Raw genomic sequence first — 19621 nt, 5'->3', positions numbered from 1 at the left:
TACTAACCAGGCGACCTCAACAACCGGGGGGCTGCGACATGAATCAATTCACTGAAACTCTGCCAGGTTCGGCATTGGCTGCTTTCTTTGGCGGTGAGCAACTCATAAAAAACCCCGCACGGGGCGGGGTTCCAAAGGTGCCGCTAATTGCAATCAGAACGCCGGGACCACGGCGCCCTGGTACTTTTCCTTGATGAACTGCTTCACGGCGTCGCTGTGCAGGGCCTTGGCCAGCTTCTGCATGGCATCGCTGTCCTTGTTGTCCGGGCGGGCCACCAGGATGTTCACGTAAGGCGAGTCGCTGCCCTCGATCACCAGTGCGTCCTCGGTGGGGTTCAGTTTGGCTTCCAGCGCGTAGTTGGTGTTGATCAGCGCCAGGTCGACCTGGGTCAGCACGCGCGGCAGGGTGGCGGCTTCCAGCTCTCGGATCTTGATGTGCTTGGGGTTCTCGGCGATGTCCTTGGGTGTGGCGGTGATGCCGGCGCCGTCCTTCAACGTGATCACACCGGCCTTCTGCAGCAGCAGCAGCGCACGGCCGCCGTTGGTGGCGTCGTTGGGGATGACCACGGTTGCGCCATTGGGCAGCTCGTCGAGGGACTTCAGCTTGCTCGAATAAGCGCCGAAGGGCTCGATGTGCACGCCAGCGACGCTGACCAGGTCGGTGCCCTTGCCCTTGTTGAACTCATCCAGGTACGGCTGATGCTGGAAGAAGTTGGCGTCCAGGCGCTTTTCGGCGACCTGAATGTTCGGCTGCACGTAGTCGGTGAAGACCTTGACCTTCAGGTCGACGCCCTGCTCGGCGAGCTGGGGTTTGACGAATTCGAGAATCTCGGCGTGCGGGACGGCCGTGGCGGCAACGTTCAGCTCGTCGGCGGCCTGGGCCGAGAAGGCCGCAACAGCGGCGAAGGCGGCAAGCAGTTTTTTCATGGAGAGCTCCTTATCGATACGGCGAACCGATCGCCGAAAACGGTTGTGCGGCCCCGCGGACGACGGGGCCAGGCGATTACTTACGGGAGAAATGCGTGACCAGTTTGTCGCCGACGCTTTGCAGGACCTGCACCAGCAACAGCAGCAGGACAACGGTGACCACCATGACGTCCGTCTGGAAGCGCTGGTAGCCGAAGCGGATGGCCAGATCGCCGAGCCCGCCGGCACCCACCACGCCCGCCATGGCGGTGTAGGACACCAGGGTAATGGCCGTGACGGTAATGGCCGCGATGATGCCTGGGAGCGCCTCGGGCAGCAATGCACTGAAGATGATCTGCCGGGTGGTGGCGCCCATGGCCTGGGTCGCTTCGATGATGCCGCGATCGACTTCGCGTAACGCGGTCTCCACCAGTCGCGCAAAGAACGGCGCGGCGCCCACCACCAGTGGCGGGATCGCGCCGGCAACGCCCAGGGACGTACCGGTGATCAGCACCGTGAACGGAATCATCACGATCAGCAGGATGATGAACGGCAGCGAGCGCAGGACGTTGACCACGAAGGACAGAAAGGCATACAGCGGGCCGTTCTCGAACAACTGGCGCGGGCCGGCGAGGAACAGCAGCACGCCCAGCGGGAGGCCCAGCACGATGGTGAACAGCAGCGAGCCGCCGAGCATCAGCAGGGTGTCCAGGGTCGCCAGCCAGATCTCGTACCAGTCGACGTTGGTAAACAACGAACCGAATAGGGCGTCCATTAGCGCAGCACCTCCACGTGCACGTCAGCGGCATCCAGGCGGGCCAGTGCGGCCGCCATATCACCGCCGATCAACGCCAGGGTCAGCTGGCCATAGGGGGTGTCCTTGATGCGGTCGATGCGGCCCGAAAGGATGCTGAAATCTACCCCGGTGTCCCGCGCGACGGTGCCCAGCAAGGGCTTGTAGGTGGCCTCGCCCTGGAACGTCAGGCGCAGGATGCGGCCCGGCACGTGGGCGAAGTCATCACGCTGTTCGCCCTCGTCGACCGCCTCGTCTTCGAGCACGAAGCGCTGGGTGGTGGGATGTTTAGGATGCAGGAATACCTCAGTGACCGGGCCCTGCTCGACAATCTCGCCGCCGTCCATCACCGCGACGCGGTCGCAGACGCGGCGGATCACGTCCATTTCGTGGGTGATCAGCACGATGGTCAGGTTCAACTCGCGGTTGATTTCCGCCAGCAATTGCAGCACCGAAGCCGTGGTCTGCGGGTCGAGCGCGCTGGTGGCCTCGTCGCAGAGCAGAATGTCAGGTTCGGTGGCCAGTGCACGGGCAATGCCGACACGCTGTTTCTGCCCGCCGGAGAGCTGCGCCGGGTACTTGCGTGCATGCTCCTGCAGGCCCACCCGCTCCAGCAGGGCGGCGACGCGGGCGTCGATCTGGCTGCGCGAATAGGTTCCGGCCAGGCGCAATGGCATGGCGACGTTGTCGGCGACCGTCTTGGACATCAGCAGATTGAAATGCTGGAAGATCATGCCGACGCGCTGCCGGAAACGCCGCAGGCCATCGGCGTCCAGCGCGGTGACGTCCTCGCCGTTGACCAGAATGCGACCGCCCGTCGGTTCCTCGAGGCGATTGATCAGGCGCAGCAGGGTACTCTTGCCGGCACCGGAGTGGCCGATCAGGCCGAACACCTCGCCAGCGCCGATCGTCAGCTCGGTCGGCTTGAGCGCGGGAATCTCGCGACCCGCGCCACGGCCGTCGGTGCTCCGGTAAGTTTTGTGGACTTGATGAAATTCGATCACGGGCGAACCTTGTGGGTGCGTCGTCTGCGGCCGGATGAGTTGGCCAAAGGCGTGCATTCTACGCGTTTGTGGGCATTTGGCGCAGCAGGCCGGTGGTCGTCGATGCGGGCCTCTCGGGGGCGACGCTTGGGTTACCAGCCATCCAGCGGTTCTGACCGCCGGTTGGTGCGCATCCTTCGTTCAGCGGGCGCTCAGTTCACGCCAGTGCAGGTAGCAGCGCAGGTCGAACTCGGTCTGCGCATAGCCCGGCATCATGTGTTCGCAGAGCTTGTAGAAGGCGCGGTTGTGCTCGCTCTCGCGCAGGTGCGCCAGCTCATGGACGACGATCATCTGCAGGAACTCCGGTGCGGCCTCCTTGAACAGCGCCGCAACGCGGATCTCCTTCTTGGCCTTGAGCTTGCCACCCTGCACCCGTGACACCGCGGTATGCAGCCCCAGGGCGCGGTGGGTCAGGTCGAGCCGGGTGTCGTAGAGCACCTTGTCGATACCCGGCGCGCTCTTCAGATGGGTTTGGCGCAGCTGCTGTACATAGCCGTACAGCGCCTTGTCGCTCTGCACCTGATGGCGCTGCGGATAGCGCCGCTCGAGATAGTCGCCCAAGCGCCCCTCGGCGATCAACTGGCGGACCTGCTGTTGCAGCGACTCGGGGTAGCCGTTCAGGTATTTCAGGGCGGTCATCGGCTAGGCCCTGCGCCGCCAGGCAAAGCTGAGCAGGAACAGCGCGGCGGCCGACACCACGATCGACGGGCCTGCCGGTGTGTCTTCGTACCACGACAATGACAGGCCCATGCAGACGGCGAGCAGGCCGACCAGGCTGGCGCCCAGCGCCATCTGCTCCGGCGTGCGCGCATGACGCTGGGCTGCCGCGGCGGGAATGATCAGCAGCGAGGTGATCAGCAGTACGCCGACGATCTTCATCGCCACGGCAATGACCATGGCAATCAGCAGCATCAGCGACAACCGGATGGCCGCCACGGGCAGGCCTTCGACCTTGGCCAGCTCTTCGTGCACGGTCACCGCCAGCAGTGGCCGCCACAGCGGGATCAGCCCCAGCAGCACGATTGCGCTGCCGCCGACGATCCACGTCAGGTCGGTCGTGCTGACGGCCAGCAGATCACCAAACAGGTAAGCCATCAGGTCGATGCGTACGTCCTGCATGAAGCTCAACGACACCAGGCCGAGCGAGAGGCTGCTGTGGGCGAGGATGCCCAGCAGCGTGTCCGAGGCCAGTGGCTGGCGTTGTTGCAAGGTCACCAGCAGAACCGCGAGGAGTACGCAGCAGACGATCACCGCCAGGGTCAGGTTGACCTCCAGCATCAGCCCCAGCGCCACGCCGAGCAGCGCGGAGTGCGAGAGGGTGTCGCCGAAATAGGCCATGCGCCGCCAGACCACGAAGGAACCCAGCGGGCCGGCGACCAGTGCCAGCGCGAGGCCGGCGAACAGTGCGTTGAGGAGGAAATCGGGCATCTGAGGCTCTGTCTAGTGCTTGCAGTTCGGGCCGTGAATATGCGGTTTGCCGGTGACCACGCTGCCGTGCAGGTCATGGCTGTGATCGTGCTGGTGGTGATAGACCGCCAGGCTGCGTGCATCCTGGCCGAACAGCTCGACGAAGGCCGGGTCGGTGCTGACCTGTTCCGGATGGCCCGAGCAGCAGACGTGGCGATTCAGGCAGACCACCTGATCGGTCGCGCTCATCACCAGATGCAGGTCATGGGAGACCATCAACACGCCGCAGCCGTAACGCTCGCGCAGCCGGCCGATCAGCCGGTAGAGCTCGGCCTGGCCGGCGACATCGACTCCCTGCACCGGCTCGTCCAGCACCAGCAGCTCCGGTTGACGCAGGAGGGCGCGGGCCAGCAGCACCCGTTGCATCTCGCCGCCGGAAATCGATTGCAGTGGGCTGTCGATGACCTGTTCGGCGCCGACTTCCTTCAGCGCGGCCAGGGCTCCGGCGCGATCCACACCCGGGACCAGGCGCAGGAAACGCAGCACCGAGAGCGGCAGGGTCGGGTCCACGTGCAGCTTCTGCGGCATATAGCCGACACGCAGTCTGGGCTTGCGCCAGACGCGGCCGCTATCGGGCTTGAGCAAGCCGAGCACGGCGCGTACCAGGGTGGTCTTGCCCGCGCCGTTGGGGCCGATCAGCGTGACGATCTCGCCAGCGTGCACCTGCAACTGAGCCCCTTCGAGCACCGCCTGCTTGGCGAAGCGTACATGGATGTCTTCCAGGCGGATCAGCGCTTCGCTCATGCCGCGCTCCGGCAGGGCGCGCACAGGCCAACCACCTCGACCGTCTGGGCTTCGACCTGGAAGCCCACGTTGCGCGCAGCCTGGTCGATCGCCTCGCTGATGGCGGGCTGCTCCAGCTCGATGGCGGTGTGGCAGTTGCGGCAGATCAGGAACTGGCCCTGGTGCGGGTGCTCCGGATGGTTGCAGCCGATGAAGGCATTGAGCGAGGCGATGCGGTGCACCAGGCCGTTCTCCAGCAGGAAATCCAGCGCACGGTAGACGGTGGGCGGCGCGGCGCGGCGGCCATCCTGGGCGGTCAGCTCGGCAAGGATGTCATAGGCACCGAGGGGCTTGTGGCTTTGCCAGACCAGCTCCAGTACGCGCTTGCGCAATGCGGTCAGGCGCACACCGGAGCGCTCGCAAAGGAGGTCGGCTTCAGCCAGAGCGCTGCTTACGCAGTGGTCATGATCATGGGGCGTGCAGGCCAGCGGGGACTTGGGCATGAGCGGAGACGAGGTGGCTTAGAGACGTTATTATGTTACCCATTCAGTTCAATCGAGTGTTGACCGTGTTTCGTCTTTTTTCTCTACCGCTTCTGCTGACTGCCAGCCTGTTCAGCAGCGCCCACGCCCATGCCGAACTCAAGGTGCTGACCAGCATCAAGCCCCTGCAGCTGATCGCCGCGGCCGTTCAGGACGGCGCCGGCACGCCCGCCGTCCTGCTGCCGCCGGGCGCCTCGCCCCACCATTACGCCATGCGCCCGTCCGACGTCCGGCAGATTCGCAGCGCCGACCTGTTCTATTGGATAGGTCCGGACATGGAAGGCTTTCTCGCCCCCGTGCTGAAAGGCCGCAAAGGACCGAGCGTGGCGATACAGTCGCTGCCCGGGGTGACGCTGCGTCACTTCGGCGAAGCGGCCGGCGCGCACGAGGCCGAGCATGACCATCACGACGAGCATGCCCACGAAGCGCACGACGAGCCGGCACATGACGACCCTGCGCATGAAGCCGCCGACGCCCATACCGTCGGTCACAATGACCACGACGAACACGATCATGCCCACCGCCCCGGCAGCCTGGATGCGCACCTCTGGTTGTTGCCCGCCAACGCCGTGACCATCGCCGAAAGCATGGCGCAGGACATGAGCAAGGCCGACCCGGCCAACGCCGAGCGTTACCAGGCCAACCTCGCCGCGTTCAAGCAGCGGCTGGACGCCCTCGACAAGCGCCTCAGCCAGCGTCTGAGCGCGACCCGAACCAAGCCGTTCTTCGTCTTCCACGAGGCCTATGAGTATTTCGAGGCCGCCTACGGGATCAAGCATGCCGGTGTGTTCAGCGCCGGTGGCGAAGCCCAGCCCGGCGCGCGCCATGTGGCGGCGATGCGTGAACGTCTGGAGCAGGCCGGGCCGAGCTGCGTGTTCTACGAACCACCGGTGCGTCCGCGCCTGGCTGATAGCCTGACCCGCGGACTGCCGGTGAAGGTCGCCGAGCTGGATGCGCTGGGATACGGCATCGACGCGTCGGCGGGCGGCTACGAGCAGCTGATCGATGAGCTTGGCAGCTCGCTGGCCGGCTGCCTGGAATCACTCTGATCGTTCCGCGCCAGGTGGCCGCATGCTGCCGCCTGGCGCTCGAGTGGTTCGCCCGTCAGTCGACTTGATGCGCGTCATAGCGCTGGCGGCGCTGGTGACTATGCTTCGTCCTTTGGATTCCGTTCCATTGACACGAGGATACGCAGCGCATGGCGAAGACGGACGGGCCCATAGCGGCGAACAGCAAAACCCACTCCGATATCGCCCTGCAGGCGGCGTCCGAGGATATCTGGGCGCAGAAGTACCGCCTGACGCGCAAGGACGGTACGCCGCTCGATGAAAGCGTCGACGCAACCTGGCAACGGGTCGCGCGGGCGCTGGCCGAGGTCGAGCCAGTCAAGCAGCGCGAGCACTGGTACGAGCGCTTCCTCTGGGCCTTGCGTCATGGCGCGATACCGGCGGGGCGAATCATCTCCAACGCCGGTGCGCAGGACTACAAGCCGGCCACCTCGACGATCAATTGCACCGTTTCGGGCACCATCAGCGACTCGATGGACGACATCCTCGGCAAGGTCCATGAAGCCGGGCTGACGCTCAAGGCCGGCTGCGGCATCGGCTACGAATTCAGCACCCTGCGCCCGCGCGGCTCGTTCGTTTCCGGCGCCGGCGCGCACACCAGCGGGCCGCTGTCGTTCATGGATATCTTCGACAAGATGTGCTTCACCGTGAGCTCGGCCGGCGGGCGGCGCGGCGCGCAGATGGGCACCTTCGATGTCGGTCATCCGGACGTGCGCGAATTCATCCGGGCCAAGCGCGAGGACGGGCGGCTGCGCCAGTTCAACCTCAGTTTGCTGATCACCGACGAGTTCATGCAGGCGGTGGAGGCCGATGCCGAGTGGCCGCTGATCTTCCCGGTGCACGCCAAGGAGGCGGGCGAGCTGGATCTGGCCGACGCCGAGCAGGTGCTCTGGCGCGAGTGGCCGATCCACCATGACTATCTGGTACGCGAGGACGGCCTGGTCGCCTGCAAGATCTACGGTCGGGTCAAGGCGCGGCATCTGTGGGACATGATCATGGTGTCCACCTACGACTACGCCGAGCCGGGTTTCATCCTCATCGACCGGGTCAACCAGCTGAACAACAACTGGTGGTGCGAAGCGATTCGCGCCACCAATCCCTGTGGTGAGCAGCCCCTGCCCCCCTACGGCTCCTGCCTGCTGGGCTCGGTCAACCTGACCAGGTTCGTCATCGACCCGTTTGGCAGCGAGGCGCGCTTCGACTGGGACAGCTACCGGGAGGTAGTGCGCGTCTTCACCCGCATGCTCGACAACGTGGTGGAGATCAACGGCCTGCCGCTCGAGCAGCAACGCCACGAGATCGAGAGCAAGCGCCGCCACGGCATGGGCTTTCTCGGCCTCGGCTCGACGCTGACGCTGCTCAAGCTGCGCTACGGCAGCCCGGAAGCCTGCGTATTCACCGAGGAAGTCGCCCGCGAAATGGCGCTGGTGGGTTGGGAGCAGGCACTCGAACTATCCAAGGAGAAGGGCCCGGCACCGCTGTTGAGTCAGACCTTCGAGGTCACCGCCGAGATGCTGCGCAAGCGGCCGGAAATGGTCCGGGACGGTTACAAGGTCGGCGATCAGGTGGCCGGCCGTGTGCTGCACGCCAAGTATTCGCGCTACATGCAGAAGATCGCCGAATACGCCCCCGAGCTGATCGAGGCACTGGCCGAGCAGGGCGCGCGCTTCACCCATCACAGCTCCATTGCGCCCACCGGCACCATCAGTCTGAGCCTGGCCAACAATGCGTCCAATGGCATCGAGCCGAGCTTCGCCCATCAGTACTCGCGCAACCTGATCCGCCCCGGTCGCAAGGCCAAGGAGAAGATCGAGGTGTTCAGCTATGAACTGCTGGCCTATCGCACGCTGATCAATCCGCGCGCCAAGCCGGGGTCGACCGAGCCAGGCGAGAAGCTGCCGGACTATTTCATCACCGCCGACGACGTCAGCCCGACCCAGCACGTCGACATCCAGGCCGCCGCGCAGCGCTGGGTCGACTCGTCGATCTCCAAGACCGCCAACGTGCCCACCGACTACCCGTTCGAGGCGTTCAAGGACATCTACCGCTACGCCTGGCACCAGGGTTTGAAGGGTTGCACCACCTTCCGCTTCAACCCGGCCGCCTTCCAAGGCGTGCTGGTCAAGGAGGCCGACCTGGAGAAGACCCTGTACCGCTTCACCCTCGAGGATGGCAGCGTGGTCGAGCTCAAGGGCAATCAGGAGGTCGAATACGACGGCGAGGTGAATACCGCCGCCAACCTGTTCGATGCCCTGAAAGAAGGCTATTACGGCAAGTATTGAGCACCGGGCGGCACCGGCCGCCCGGATGGAGAATTCGCAATGACCGTTAAAATCACCCAGCGCATCAAGGGCTTCAAGGTTGTCGACGAGACCCTCGAACGCCCAGCCGTTACCGCGGACAGTGCGCCCGGCAAGGCCACCGTGGTGGAAATGGACGAAAGTCTGCAACGCCCGGAAACGCTGGTCGGCATGACCTACAAGATCAAGTCGCCACTGTTCGAGCATGCGCTCTACGTCACCGTCAACGACGTGGTGCTCAACGCCGGCACCCCGCACGAACAGCGCCGGCCGTTCGAGATCTTCATCAACTCGAAGAACATGGACCACTTCCAGTGGATCGTCGCGCTCACCCGGATCATGTCCGCGGTGTTCCGCAAGGGCGGCGACTGCACCTTCCTGGTCGAGGAGCTGAAAGCCGTGTTCGACCCGCGAGGCGGCTACCTGAAGAAGGGCGGTGTCTACATGCCATCCATCGTTGCCGAGATCGGCGGCGTGCTGGAGCGGCACCTGATCGCCATCGGCATGCTCGAAGGCCATGCGCTGGACGACACCCAGCTCAAGTACCTGGCGGAAAAGCGTGCCGCGTACGAGGCCAGCCAGGGCGCGGCCACGGTGGAGCCCGGCGAGGGCTTTCCGGCTGGCGCGCAGCTGTGCAGCAAATGCAGCACCCAGGCGGTGGTGCAGATGGACGGCTGCGCGACCTGCCTGAATTGCGGCAATTCGAAGTGCGGTTAGGCGGGTCGGACGACGCGTTCGGGGCGGCGGCTTCGGATTGTCGGATTACGCCTACGGACCGTCGGATTACGCCTTCGGCTAATCCAACCTACGTTGGCGTGGGTGAGTTGTAGGACGGAATCGCCGCAGGCGCTTCCGTCGTTCACCACGTGGCTTGGGCGGAAGACGATGCGGCGGCCGGTTCGCTCTCTGGATCACCGGACTACGCCTTCGGACCGTCGGATTACGCCTTCGGCTAATCCAACCTACGTTGGCGTGGGTGAGTTGTAGGATGGAATCGCCGCAGGCGCTTCCGTGCGTGGATTGGGCGGACGACGATGCGGCGGCGGCCGGTTCGCTCTCTGGATCACCGGACTACGCCTACGGACCGTCGGATTACGCCTACGGCTGATCCAACCTACGTTGGCTTGGGTGAGTTGTAGGATGGAATCGCCGCAGGCGCTTCCGTCGTTCACCACGTGGCTTGGGCGGGCGACGATGCGGCGGCGGCCGGTTCGCTCTCTGGATCACCGGACTACGCCTACGGATCGTCGGATTACGCCTACGGCTGATCCAACCTACGTTGGCTTGGGTGAGTTGTAGGATGGAATCGCCGCAGGCGCTTCCGTCGTTCACCACGTGGCTTGGGCGGAAGACGATGCGGCGGCCGGTTCGCTCTCTGGAGCACCGGACTACGCCTTCGGACCGTCGGATTACGCCGACGGCTGATCCAACCTACGTTGGCGTGGGTGAGTTGTAGGATGGAATCGCCGCAGGCGCTTCCGTCGTTTACCGCGTGGATCGGGCCGGGTGGTGATCGCCACCGCAGCCCTTTCCGAACCTCAGGTCACGACGCGATAGCAGGGCTCGTACGGACGGCCGCCGGGCAGCTTCATCCGGTGCTGTTCGACGAAGGCCTGCAGCAGGCGATCCAGCGGCTTCATGATCGTCTGTTCGCCATGGATTTCGTAACGGCCGTACCGCTCGATGCGGCGAATGCCTTTGTCCTTGACGTTGCCGGCAACGATGCCGGAGAACGCGCGACGCAGGTTGGCGGCGAGGATATGCGGCGGTACCTCGTGGGTCAGCTGCAAACTGGCCATGTTTTCATGTGTGGGATCGAAGGGATGCTGAAAGCCTTCGTCGATCTTCAGCAGCCAGTTGAAGTGGAAGGCATCGTTGCGCTCGCGGCGGAACTGCTTGACCGCCTTCAGCCCCTCGGCCATCTGCCGCGCGACTTCGGCCGGGTCATCGACGATCACCTGATAGAGCTTTTGCGCCTCTTCGCCCAGCGTCGCGCCGACGAACTCCCGCAACTGCTGGAGGTAGGGCGCCGCGCTTTCCGGCCCGGTGAGGATGACCGGGAACGGCAGGTCGCGGTTGTCCGGGTGCAGCAGGATGCCCAGCAGGTAGAGAAACTCCTCTGCCGTGCCGACGCCGCCGGGAAAGATGATGATGCCGTGCCCGACGCGGACGAAGGCTTCCAGGCGTTTTTCGATGTCCGGCAGGATCACCAGCTCATTGACGATCGGGTTCGGCGCTTCGGCCGCGATGATGCCCGGCTCGGTCAGCCCGAGGTAGCGGCCGCCGATGATGCGCTGCTTGGCGTGGGCGATGGTGGCGCCCTTCATCGGGCCTTTCATCACGCCCGGGCCGCAGCCGGTACAGATGTTCAGGTTGCGCAAGCCGAGTTCATGGCCGACGCGCTTGCTGTACTTGTATTCCTCGCTGCTGATCGAGTGGCCGCCCCAGCACACCACCATGTTCGGCTCGACACCGGGGCGCAGGGTGCGGGCGTTGCGCAGCAGGTGGAAGACGTAGTCGGTGATCCCTTGCGAGCTGCTCAGATCGATGCGCGGGCTGCCCAGTTCGCTCTCGGTGTAGACGATGTCGCGCAGCGCGCTGAACAGCATCTCGCGCGTGCTGGCGATCATCTCGCCGTCGACGAAGGCGTCCGCTGGCGCGTTGAGCAGCTCCAGGCGCACGCCTCGGTCCTGCTGATGGATGCGCACCTCGAAGTCGTCGTAGGCCTCGAGGATGGTCTTGGCATTGTCGATGCGCGCGCCGGTGTTGAGGATCGCCAGCGCACATTGGCGAAACAGGGTGTAGGTGCTGCCGCAACCGGCTTCGCTGAGTTGCTGAACTTCACGTTGAGACAGGGTTTCCAGACTGCCCTTGGGGCTCACCGAGGCGTTGATTACATAGCGTGAGGTCATGCGTGTTTTCCCTGAAAACAATGCGGCTCGGCTGGCGCGGCCGAGCGCATCAGGATGAGCGTCGATGCCCGGGGCAGCGGCGCGTTAGGACGGTGATCGGGGCGGGTGCTGCGCCAGCGCGCGGGCCTGCAGGCCGCGGCAAACGGCGTCGTGGCGACGAGCCAGTGATCGGCGTGGGGCATGTTACCCCAGCCGCGTTGCGCCGGTTTCCTGGTCAGCCAGGTTTGGCGTCGATGCGATGACGTGCGTGTTGTCAGCCCTTTCCCGAGCACCGCTTTATTCATGCGTACATCCCGTACGACTCCTTGTGTCATCGACTTGGACAGCGACAAGGGCGTTTGAGTGCAGGATGCACGCAGGGTTTTTATAACGGCAGGTGCCAGGACCGGGCGGTTGCGTCTCGCCGGCGAGACGCGCTTAGAAGGCAAACGGCAAGGCGCTATCGCATTGCTGGCGAGCAGCGAGCAGGCGGCGGAATTCGTCAGGGTCCTTGATCAGCACGGCCTGGCCGGCGAAGGCTTGCGCGGCGATCAGGCGCGACAGCCAGAAACGCACGCAGGCCACGCGCAGCATCGGCCTCCACAGCTCGGCTTCTGCCGGGGTGAAGCGGCGCAGCGCGGAGTAGGCGGCGAGCAATGCCTGGCAGCGTTCTTCGTCCAGCTCGCCGTTGGGGTGGGTGCACCAGTCATTCACCGCAATGGCAATGTCGTAGAGCATTGGCCCGGAGCAGGCGTTGTAGAAATCGATCACCCCAGTGAGGTGGTTGCCTTCGAACAGCACGTTGTCACGGAACAGGTCGGCGTGCAGGTTGGCCCGCGGCAGGGCGAGAATCTTCGGCTTGAGCTCGGCCATCTCCGCCAGGGCATCGCGTAGCAGGGGCAGCTGATCTTCGTCCAGCGACAAGGCCAACCCTGGGCCCTCTTGCTGCATCCAGTCCAGACCGCGGTCGCTGCGCCGCTCGAGCAGGTTGTCGCGGGTAGCCAGGTGCAGGCGTGCCAGTAGGCGGCCGACCTCGCTGCAATGGTGCGGGTTGGGCGAGGTGACATGCTTGCCGGGCAGCCGCGGTTGCAGCAGTGCCGGCTTTTCGGCAAGCGAGCGCAGGGCTTCGCCACGGTCGTCGCGCAGCGCGTAAGGGACCGGCAGGCCGGCGCGGTGCAGCACGTCGAGCAGCTCGATGAAGAACGGCAGATCCTGGCTGGGACCGCGTTCGATCAGCGTCAGGACGTATTCGCCCTGCTCGAGACTGACAAAGAAATTGCTGTTTTCGCTGCCCGCCGCGATGCCCTCGAAGGTCCGCAGGCGCCCGAGTCGATAGGGCGCCACAAAGGCTTCGAGTTCTTCGCGTTGCAGCGGTGTGAATACCGACATGAAGTGCTTCCGTTAACGTCGTTGCTGCGTTACCAGCTGAATATTTCCCAGGCCGGGATCAGCATCTCCGGTTTGTCCGCTCGGATGAAATTGCTGTCGCCGTCGGCGCGCACCAGAAAGTAGGGCTTGCCGTGCTTGGGCGTGATTTTCACCGCATAGAGGAAGCCGTTGACCCGATATTCCTCGACGGTTCGGTCGCCCTCCTGGCGGATGGTCACGTCGGGTTCACCCTCGACCGGGTCCTGAGCGAAACCGCTCAGCGGCACGAGCGCCAGCAGGCTGGCCAGCATCAGAGGTTTGATCGCACGCATGATAACCTTGTCCCTTTGTCGCCCAGTGGTCCGATGCATTCTAGCTGCGGTCCCGCCGAAAAGGTTGATCCTGCTCATGAGCCAAACGCCCCTCGTTCTGGTGGACGGTTCGTCCTACCTCTACCGCGCCTTTCATGCGCTGCCGCCGCTGACCACCTCCACCGGCAAGCCCACCGGGGCGGTGAAGGGTGTCCTGAACATGCTCCTGGCGCTGCGCCGGCAATACCCGGACAGCCCCTTCGCGGTGGTCTTCGATGCCAAAGGCCCGACCTTCCGCGACACCCTGTTCGCCGAATACAAATCCCACCGCCCGCCGATGCCCGATGACCTGCGTAGCCAGGTCGAGCCGCTGCATGCCAGCGTGCGTGCACTGGGCATGCCGCTGCTGTGCATCGACGGCGTCGAGGCCGACGACGTCATTGGTACACTGGCGCGCCAATGCGCGGCGCTCAAGCGCGACGTGATCATCTCCACCGGCGACAAGGACATGGCGCAGCTGGTCTGCCCGCACGTCACCCTGGTCAACACCATGAGTGGCAGCGTCTACGACATCGAAGGCGTGAAGACCAAGTTTGGCGTCGGCCCGGAGCTGATCATCGACTTCCTCGCGCTGATGGGCGACAAGGTCGACAACATTCCCGGCGTGCCCGGGGTCGGCGAAAAGACCGCCTGCGGCCTGCTCAACGGCATCGAGGGCGGCCTCAAGGGGCTCTACGAGAACCTCGACAAGGTCGCCGAGCTGCCGATTCGCGGTGCCAAGTCGCTGGCTGCCAAGCTCGAAGAGCATCGCACGGCGGCGTTCATGTCCTATGAGCTGGCGACCATCAAGCTCGACGTGCCGCTGGACGTGCAGGTCGAGGACCTGATGCCCGGCGAGCCACACCGTGAAGCGTTGATCGCCTTGTACCGCGAGCTGGAGTTCAAGCAATGGCTCGACGAACTGCTGCGTGAAGCCAAGGCGGCCGGCGAGAACTGCGAGGTGCAGCCCGAGGGCTGTTCCATCCAGGCCGAGGCCGAGTACAGAACGGTCTTCGAGCAGGCCGAATTCGACGCCTGGCTCGAACACCTGAAGGCCGCCGACTGTTTCGCTTTCGATACCGAGACCACCAGCCTGGACGCGCAGAAGGCGCAGCTGGTTGGGGTGTCGTTTGCCATCGAGGCGGGCAAGGCGGCCTACGTGCCGCTTGGCCACAATTACATGGGCGTACCGCAACAGCTGGATCTGGAGGCTGTCCTGGCCGCGCTGAAACCGCTGCTGGAAGACCCGGGCAAGCGCAAGATCTGTCAGCACGGCAAGTACGACATGAACGTGCTGATGCACTACGGCATCGAGATGCGCGGCATGACCTACGACACCATGCTCGAATCCTACGTGCTCGACGCCACGGCCACGCGCCACGACATGGACAGCCTGGCGCTCAAGTATCTCGGCCGGGGCACCATTCGCTTCGAGGACATCGCCGGCAAGGGCGCCAAGCAGCTGACCTTCGACCAGATCGCCGTGGAACAGGCCGGGCCTTACGCGGCGGAGGATGCCGACGTCACCCTGCGCCTGCATCAGACGCTGATGGCCAAGCTGGAGGCCACGCCGTCGCTGCTCAAGGTCCTCAACGAAATCGAAATGCCGCTGGCGCCGGTGCTGGCGCGCATCGAGCGCAACGGCGCGCTGGTCGACGCCAATTTGCTCGGGCTGCAAAGCGTCGAGCTGGGCAACCGTCTGGTCGAGCTGGAGCGCGAGGCCTACGAGATCGCCGGCGAGGAATTCAACCTCGGTTCGCCCAAGCAGCTCTGCGCGATTCTCTATGACAAGCTCGGTTGCCCGGTGCTGTCGAAGACCGCGGGCGGTCAGCCGTCCACCGCCGAGAGCGTGCTGGCCGAACTGGCCGAACGGGACTATCCGTTGCCCCAGGTGATCATGCAGCACCGCTCGTTGAGCAAGCTCAAAGGCACCTACACCGACAAGCTGCCGCAGCAGATCAACCCGCGCACCGGCCGTATCCACACCAGCTACCACCAGGCGGTGGCGGCGACCGGGCGCTTGTCGTCCTCCGACCCGAACCTGCAGAACATCCCGATCCGCACCGCCGAGGGCCGGCGCATCCGTCAGGCCTTCGTCGCCGCGCCCGGCTACAAGCTGCTGGCGGCCGACTACTCGCAGATCGAGCTGCGCATCATGGCGCACCTGGCGCAGGACGCCGGCCTGCTGCACGCCTTCCAGAACGACCTGGACGTGCACCGCGCCACCGCGGCGGAGGTCTTCGGCGTCGCGCTGGAGCAGGTCAGCAATGATCAGCGGCGCAGCGCCAAGGCGATCAACTTCGGCCTGATCTACGGCATGAGCGCCTTTGGCCTGGCCAAGCAGATCGACGTCAGCCGAGGCGACGCCCAGGCCTATATCGACCGCTACTTCGCCCGTTACCCGGGCGTGCTCGCCTACATGGAGCGCACCCGCGCCCAGGCGGCTGAGCAAGGCTATGTCGAGACGCTGTTCGGACGCCGGTTGTACCTGCCGGAAATCAACTCGAAGAACGGCGCCATGCGCAAGGGCGCCGAGCGCACGGCGATCAACGCCCCCATGCAGGGCACCGCGGCCGACATCATCAAACGCGCAATGATCGCGGTCGACGGCTGGTTGCAGGAGAGCGGGCTGGATGCGCGGGTGATCCTGCAGGTACACGACGAATTGGTGCTGGAAGTGCGCGAGGACCTGGTCGAGCAGGTCCGTGAGCAGATCTGCCCGCTGATGAGCCAGGCCGCTCAGCTGGACGTGCCGCTGCTGGTCGAGGCCGGCGTCGGCAACAATTGGGACGAGGCGCACTGAGTGTCCGCGGCGGCGAGTGATGGCTCGCCGCGTCTTGCGCCGCAGTCATGACGCCGCCAGCACCTGGCAGAAAATATTTTCAGCCGCGTTGAACTTGCAGAGCTACAGGGCGGTCTGAGGCTACGAAGGGTGTAAAAGCCCTTCGATGCTCCTTGTTGTGTTAAGTGTTGGCAGATCTCTGGACCTCGCCCTAGCGGTCCGGATTTGGACCTCGAACTTCCCCCTCCCCCAACGAAGTTCGAGGTTTTTTTTCGTCTCGAGAAAAGCTGCGGGTCGCAAGGTAAGGGCATGGTGACGAGTCGCAAGCAGAGCTTGCTCCTACACAGAAGCAAGCGCGTGGCACGTGCGACCGGCTCGCGCATGGCTTTGTAGGAGCGGGCTCTGCCCGCGATCTGGGGCTGCGAGGTATGGGCCTGCGTAGCTGCGGGTCGCAAGCAGAGCTTGCTCCTACAGAAGCGAGCGCGTGGCGCGTGCGACCGGCTCGGGCATGGCTTTTTGTAGGAGCGGGCTCTGCCCGCGATCTGGGTGCGAGGTATGGGCCTGCGTGGCTGCAGGTCGCAAGCAGAGCTTGCTCCTACAGAGGCGAGCGCGTGGCGCGTGCGATCGGCTCGGGCATGGCTTTTGGTAGGAGCGGGCTCTGCCCGCGAGCTGGGTGTGAGAGTACGGGCCTGCGTGGCGATGGGTCGCAAGCAGAGCTTGCTCCTACACAGAAGCAAGCGCGTGGCGCGTGCGATCGGCTTGGGCATGGCTTTTTGTAGGAGCGGGCTCTGCCCGCGACCTGGGTGCCCGAGGTATGGGCCTGCGTGGCTGCGGGTCGCAAGCAGAGCTTGCTCCTACATAGAAGCGAGCGTGCGGCGTGTGCGATCGGCTTGGGTTTGGCTTTGTAGGAGCGGGCTCTGCCCGCGACCTGGGTGCCCGAGGTATGGGCCTGCGTGGCTGCGGGTCGCAAGCAGAGCTTGCTCCTACGGAAGCGAGCGCGCGGCGCATGCGACCGGCTTGGGTTTGGCTTTTGTAGGAGCGGGCTCTGCCCGCGATCTGGGTGCGAGGTAACGGCGCACCCCGCGACGGGCGTCAGGGCAGTTGCAGTCCGCCGGCGGCCTTGTGCAGCCCGCGCAGGTGGTCGCCGATCTGCGTCAGGTTGACCTCGACGCTTTCCAGTTCCCGCCGGCGCTCGTCACCCAGCAATGAGCGGACTTCAGTGTTCAAGGCCTCGGTAAGCTGGTTGAGGCGCGCTTGGCGCTGGCTGCTTTCCTGCTCCAGGCGCTGCCACTCGCTGGCCTGCGGCAAGCCATAGCCGCTGCCCTCAAGCAGCTCTGCCGGGCGGCTGAGATAGCCACTGTTGGCGAGGATGCCCTGCAAGGCTTCGTCGGCCTTGGCCAGGCTGGTATCGCCGTGCTCACGGCCGCCCAGGTAGCGTTTCTTCAGTTCCTCCTGCGCCAACAGCAGGTGCCGGCGCAGTGCCGCTTGCTCCACCAGCAGCAGGGCGGCGCTGGCGCGCAGGTCGGCCTTTTCGATCCAGGGGCGGCGCTGCTCGGCGCTGAGGTCGAGCCAGGCTTCGACGTCCGTTTGTGGCAGGCCCAGGCGGTCGCGTAGCACCGCGAACATGGCCTGGTAGCGGTCGCGGTAGGAATCGAAGCGATACCCCAGTCGCAGCGCCTCGCGCGGATCATCCAGCACGCTGGCGTCGGCCAGGCCTCGGTTGATCAGCAGTTCCAGCAGTCCGCTGGGCAGGATACTGTCCAGCGCCGTGAGCTCGGGGCGCGCGGTGCCGCTGCGCAGCAGTTTCAAGGTCTCCACCGCGCAGTTGTTGGACAGAAAATAGTAGTTACCGTCGTAGCTCCAGTGCAGCTCGGCGCTGCGCGCCACCAATGCGTTGATCTCGTCGCGATCAAGCTTGAGCGGGATCGAGGCGAGGCTGCGCAGCTCGACCTTGGTGTACTCGTCGATCACCTGGCCCAGCGGCAGGACGAACAGGCGCGACGGATAGACACCGGTGAGCCCGTCCCAGCTGGACAGCTGCACGTCGCCGACGAACGCACGGAAGGACAGCACCAGATGCTGGTCCAGATCCAGACGACAGTCAGGCCCGCGTGGCCGGCCGGGTGCGCAGATGACCAGGCGCAGCATGCTGTGGCCCCAGCGGCTGACCCAGGCGTCGTTGGCTTCGGCGAACAGGTAATCGACCGCGTACACCCGTTCCGGATCGAGCTCGAGCAAGGGCGTGCGGGCAAAATCATGACCGGCGTTGAGAATCGGCAGGCCGCTTGCACAGGGCTGTACGTTCGCCGGCTGCCAGCCGAAATGCTCGCGAAAGTAGTGGTGCAACGATGGCCGCCGGCACGCGTAGCTTGGGTCGAGCAGGAAGTACTCGAGGTTCACCGCGACGAACTCGAGTGGATTGGTCAGCTCGTAGCTGTCCGGGCTGCGGGCCACCTGGGCATTGTCTCGCTCGCGTTCGCCGCGCTGGCCGACACGCTGCGGCCAGCCGGCCAGGTCGAGCAGACGCGGGTCGTCGCTCAGGGTGAAGCGCCGCTCGGTCTGACCGCGACAATCATCCGGCAGCCCGATCTTGCCGAGGCTGCTGGCGCGCTGGTGACAGAAGCCAAGCTGCTGGCGGCTGGCCGCGGACCAGAGGTGCGAGCGGTCATAGAGATGGGCCAGTTCGTGGATCAGTGTCGCCAGCAGCTCCTGGCGCACCGTGCCGTGGGGGCGCGCCGTGCGTTCAGTGGCCGCGCTGCCGTCGGTCAAGGCTGGCAGCAGGCGCCGGTTGAGCAGCAGCGTTCGACCGCCGGCGCTGCCATAGACGTCGTGAGCCAGCCCGTCATACCAGCGGACCTGCACGTCCCGATCGAGCCGTTCGATCATCCGCGGCGGCAGGGCGGCCATGGCTTCGCGAAGCAGTTGCCGGGTGGCGACCCGTTCGGCCGGAGCCAGGCCTTCCACGTCCGGAGTCAGGCGCAGCTCGGCCTGGCACAGGTTGGCCATGACCATCCATGCCACGGCCGCCCACCAGGCGCGCGCTGATTTCACTGGGCGAGGATGGTTTCGGCCAGGGCCAGATCGCTGGCCTGTCGGGCTTCGGGGAAGGCTTCACGCAAGCTGCCGAAGGCCGCCTCCAGGCGCGCTCCGCGGATTTCACCGGCGCTGGCGACGAAGCCCGCGGCCTCGTCGCGGGCCTCGCTGACCACCTTCATGTCGCTGATGCGGCTGGTCACGTCGGAGGTGAAGTTGATGCTGCGATCCAGTGCGTTGATGACGATGTTGCTGGTGGCGACCAGCGTCTGCGCCTGGGCGCCGCCAGCGAGGAGTGCCAGTGCGAGCGGCACGGCGATCAGCTTGAAGTTCATAACGGTGCTCATGAAAACAGG

Annotated in this window: 17 protein-coding genes; 4 read left to right on the top strand and 13 right to left on the bottom strand. The window is 65.0% G+C overall.

The window, feature by feature from the left end:
- Positions 1-153 precede the first annotated feature (153 nt).
- The 7 genes from KVO92_RS10270 to zur all read right to left on the bottom strand — a co-directional run bounded on the left by KVO92_RS10270 (position 154) and on the right by zur (position 5435).
- Entirely contained in the window at positions 154-927 is a 774-nt protein-coding gene (locus KVO92_RS10270; protein ID WP_217475561.1) for a MetQ/NlpA family ABC transporter substrate-binding protein, read from the bottom strand.
- Between the two features lie 76 nt (positions 928-1003).
- Complete coding sequence (locus tag KVO92_RS10265; protein WP_217475560.1) at positions 1004-1681, bottom strand: methionine ABC transporter permease; 678 nt, start codon at positions 1679-1681, stop codon at positions 1004-1006.
- Positions 1681-2703, bottom strand: coding sequence for a methionine ABC transporter ATP-binding protein (locus KVO92_RS10260; RefSeq protein ID WP_217475559.1), 1023 nt, complete (start codon positions 2701-2703; stop codon positions 1681-1683). Before KVO92_RS10260 ends, KVO92_RS10265 begins: the two co-directional genes overlap by 1 nt.
- 180 nt (positions 2704-2883) lie before the next feature.
- Positions 2884-3381, bottom strand: a complete 498-nt coding sequence (locus KVO92_RS10255) for a M48 family metallopeptidase (RefSeq protein ID WP_217475558.1) — start codon at positions 3379-3381, stop codon at positions 2884-2886.
- A gap of 3 nt (positions 3382-3384) precedes the next feature.
- Positions 3385-4170: a zinc ABC transporter permease subunit ZnuB gene (znuB, locus tag KVO92_RS10250; RefSeq protein ID WP_217475557.1), complete on the bottom strand. Its 786-nt coding sequence runs from the start codon at positions 4168-4170 to the stop codon at positions 3385-3387.
- Between the two features lie 12 nt (positions 4171-4182).
- Positions 4183-4953 (bottom strand): zinc ABC transporter ATP-binding protein ZnuC, encoded by a 771-nt coding sequence (gene znuC / locus KVO92_RS10245; RefSeq protein WP_217475556.1) that lies wholly within the window; start codon positions 4951-4953, stop codon positions 4183-4185.
- A complete protein-coding gene (gene zur, locus KVO92_RS10240) occupies positions 4950-5435 on the bottom strand; it encodes a zinc uptake transcriptional repressor Zur (RefSeq protein WP_217475555.1) in 486 nt (161 codons plus the stop codon). Before zur ends, znuC begins: the two co-directional genes overlap by 4 nt.
- 65 nt (positions 5436-5500) lie before the next feature.
- On the opposite strand from zur, the gene KVO92_RS10235 reads away from it, so the two are divergent.
- The 3 genes from KVO92_RS10235 (at position 5501) to KVO92_RS10225 (ending at position 9558) form a co-directional block, all read left to right on the top strand.
- Complete coding sequence (locus KVO92_RS10235) at positions 5501-6523, top strand: zinc ABC transporter substrate-binding protein (RefSeq protein ID WP_217475554.1); 1023 nt, start codon at positions 5501-5503, stop codon at positions 6521-6523.
- Between the two features lie 149 nt (positions 6524-6672).
- Positions 6673-8823: an adenosylcobalamin-dependent ribonucleoside-diphosphate reductase gene (locus tag KVO92_RS10230; protein WP_217475553.1), complete on the top strand. Its 2151-nt coding sequence runs from the start codon at positions 6673-6675 to the stop codon at positions 8821-8823.
- Positions 8824-8862: 39 nt separating this feature from the next.
- Positions 8863-9558, top strand: a complete 696-nt coding sequence (locus KVO92_RS10225) for an NrdJb (protein WP_217475552.1) — start codon at positions 8863-8865, stop codon at positions 9556-9558.
- Between the two features lie 821 nt (positions 9559-10379).
- Here KVO92_RS10225 and ppnN read toward each other — a convergent pair.
- The 4 genes from ppnN to KVO92_RS10205 all read right to left on the bottom strand — a co-directional run bounded on the left by ppnN (position 10380) and on the right by KVO92_RS10205 (position 13432).
- Positions 10380-11753: a nucleotide 5'-monophosphate nucleosidase PpnN gene (gene ppnN, locus KVO92_RS10220; RefSeq protein ID WP_217475551.1), complete on the bottom strand. Its 1374-nt coding sequence runs from the start codon at positions 11751-11753 to the stop codon at positions 10380-10382.
- Complete coding sequence (locus KVO92_RS10215; protein ID WP_217475550.1) at positions 11750-12037, bottom strand: hypothetical protein; 288 nt, start codon at positions 12035-12037, stop codon at positions 11750-11752. The genes ppnN and KVO92_RS10215 overlap by 4 nt, the downstream gene beginning before the upstream one ends.
- A 133-nt stretch (positions 12038-12170) precedes the next feature.
- The gene (locus tag KVO92_RS10210) at positions 12171-13121 is read right to left on the bottom strand and encodes a homoserine kinase (protein ID WP_217475549.1); all 951 of its coding nucleotides are present in this window, start codon (positions 13119-13121) and stop codon (positions 12171-12173) included.
- Positions 13122-13150: 29 nt separating this feature from the next.
- A complete protein-coding gene (locus tag KVO92_RS10205) occupies positions 13151-13432 on the bottom strand; it encodes a DUF2782 domain-containing protein (protein WP_021209099.1) in 282 nt (93 codons plus the stop codon).
- 76 nt (positions 13433-13508) lie between these two features.
- Here KVO92_RS10205 and polA point away from each other — a divergent pair, with 76 nt between their 5' ends.
- On the top strand, positions 13509-16253 hold the full coding sequence (polA, locus tag KVO92_RS10200; protein WP_217475548.1) for a DNA polymerase I: 2745 nt from the start codon (positions 13509-13511) through the stop codon (positions 16251-16253).
- 1071 nt (positions 16254-17324) lie between these two features.
- On the opposite strand, the gene KVO92_RS10195 is transcribed toward polA, so the two are convergent.
- The gene (locus KVO92_RS10195; RefSeq protein WP_217477219.1) at positions 17325-19244 is read right to left on the bottom strand and encodes a DUF4105 domain-containing protein; all 1920 of its coding nucleotides are present in this window, start codon (positions 19242-19244) and stop codon (positions 17325-17327) included.
- Between the two features lie 35 nt (positions 19245-19279).
- Entirely contained in the window at positions 19280-19600 is a 321-nt protein-coding gene (locus KVO92_RS10190; RefSeq protein WP_217475547.1) for a DUF2388 domain-containing protein, read from the bottom strand.
- Positions 19601-19621: the final 21 nt, after the last annotated feature.

It is taken from the genome of Stutzerimonas stutzeri (assembly GCF_019090095.1).
GTDB classification, from domain to species: domain Bacteria; phylum Pseudomonadota; class Gammaproteobacteria; order Pseudomonadales; family Pseudomonadaceae; genus Stutzerimonas; species Stutzerimonas stutzeri_AN.
Note: the sequence above shows the minus strand (reverse complement) of the source record. Positions and strands in the feature narration are given on the sequence as shown.

Coding starts and splice junctions, on each gene's coding strand:
- KVO92_RS10210 (WP_217475549.1), bottom strand. CDS start 13,121: ATGTCGGTATTCACACCGCTGCAACGCGAAGAACTCGAAGCCTTTGTG.
- polA (WP_217475548.1), top strand. CDS start 13,509: ATGAGCCAAACGCCCCTCGTTCTGGTGGACGGTTCGTCCTACCTCTAC.
- KVO92_RS10205 (WP_021209099.1), bottom strand. CDS start 13,432: ATGCGTGCGATCAAACCTCTGATGCTGGCCAGCCTGCTGGCGCTCGTG.
- KVO92_RS10230 (WP_217475553.1), top strand. CDS start 6,673: ATGGCGAAGACGGACGGGCCCATAGCGGCGAACAGCAAAACCCACTCC.
- zur (WP_217475555.1), bottom strand. CDS start 5,435: ATGCCCAAGTCCCCGCTGGCCTGCACGCCCCATGATCATGACCACTGC.
- KVO92_RS10190 (WP_217475547.1), bottom strand. CDS start 19,600: ATGAACTTCAAGCTGATCGCCGTGCCGCTCGCACTGGCACTCCTCGCT.
- znuB (WP_217475557.1), bottom strand. CDS start 4,170: ATGCCCGATTTCCTCCTCAACGCACTGTTCGCCGGCCTCGCGCTGGCA.
- KVO92_RS10270 (WP_217475561.1), bottom strand. CDS start 927: ATGAAAAAACTGCTTGCCGCCTTCGCCGCTGTTGCGGCCTTCTCGGCC.
- ppnN (WP_217475551.1), bottom strand. CDS start 11,753: ATGACCTCACGCTATGTAATCAACGCCTCGGTGAGCCCCAAGGGCAGT.
- KVO92_RS10265 (WP_217475560.1), bottom strand. CDS start 1,681: ATGGACGCCCTATTCGGTTCGTTGTTTACCAACGTCGACTGGTACGAG.
- znuC (WP_217475556.1), bottom strand. CDS start 4,953: ATGAGCGAAGCGCTGATCCGCCTGGAAGACATCCATGTACGCTTCGCC.
- KVO92_RS10225 (WP_217475552.1), top strand. CDS start 8,863: ATGACCGTTAAAATCACCCAGCGCATCAAGGGCTTCAAGGTTGTCGAC.
- KVO92_RS10215 (WP_217475550.1), bottom strand. CDS start 12,037: ATGAATAAAGCGGTGCTCGGGAAAGGGCTGACAACACGCACGTCATCG.
- KVO92_RS10195 (WP_217477219.1), bottom strand. CDS start 19,244: ATGGTCATGGCCAACCTGTGCCAGGCCGAGCTGCGCCTGACTCCGGAC.
- KVO92_RS10255 (WP_217475558.1), bottom strand. CDS start 3,381: ATGACCGCCCTGAAATACCTGAACGGCTACCCCGAGTCGCTGCAACAG.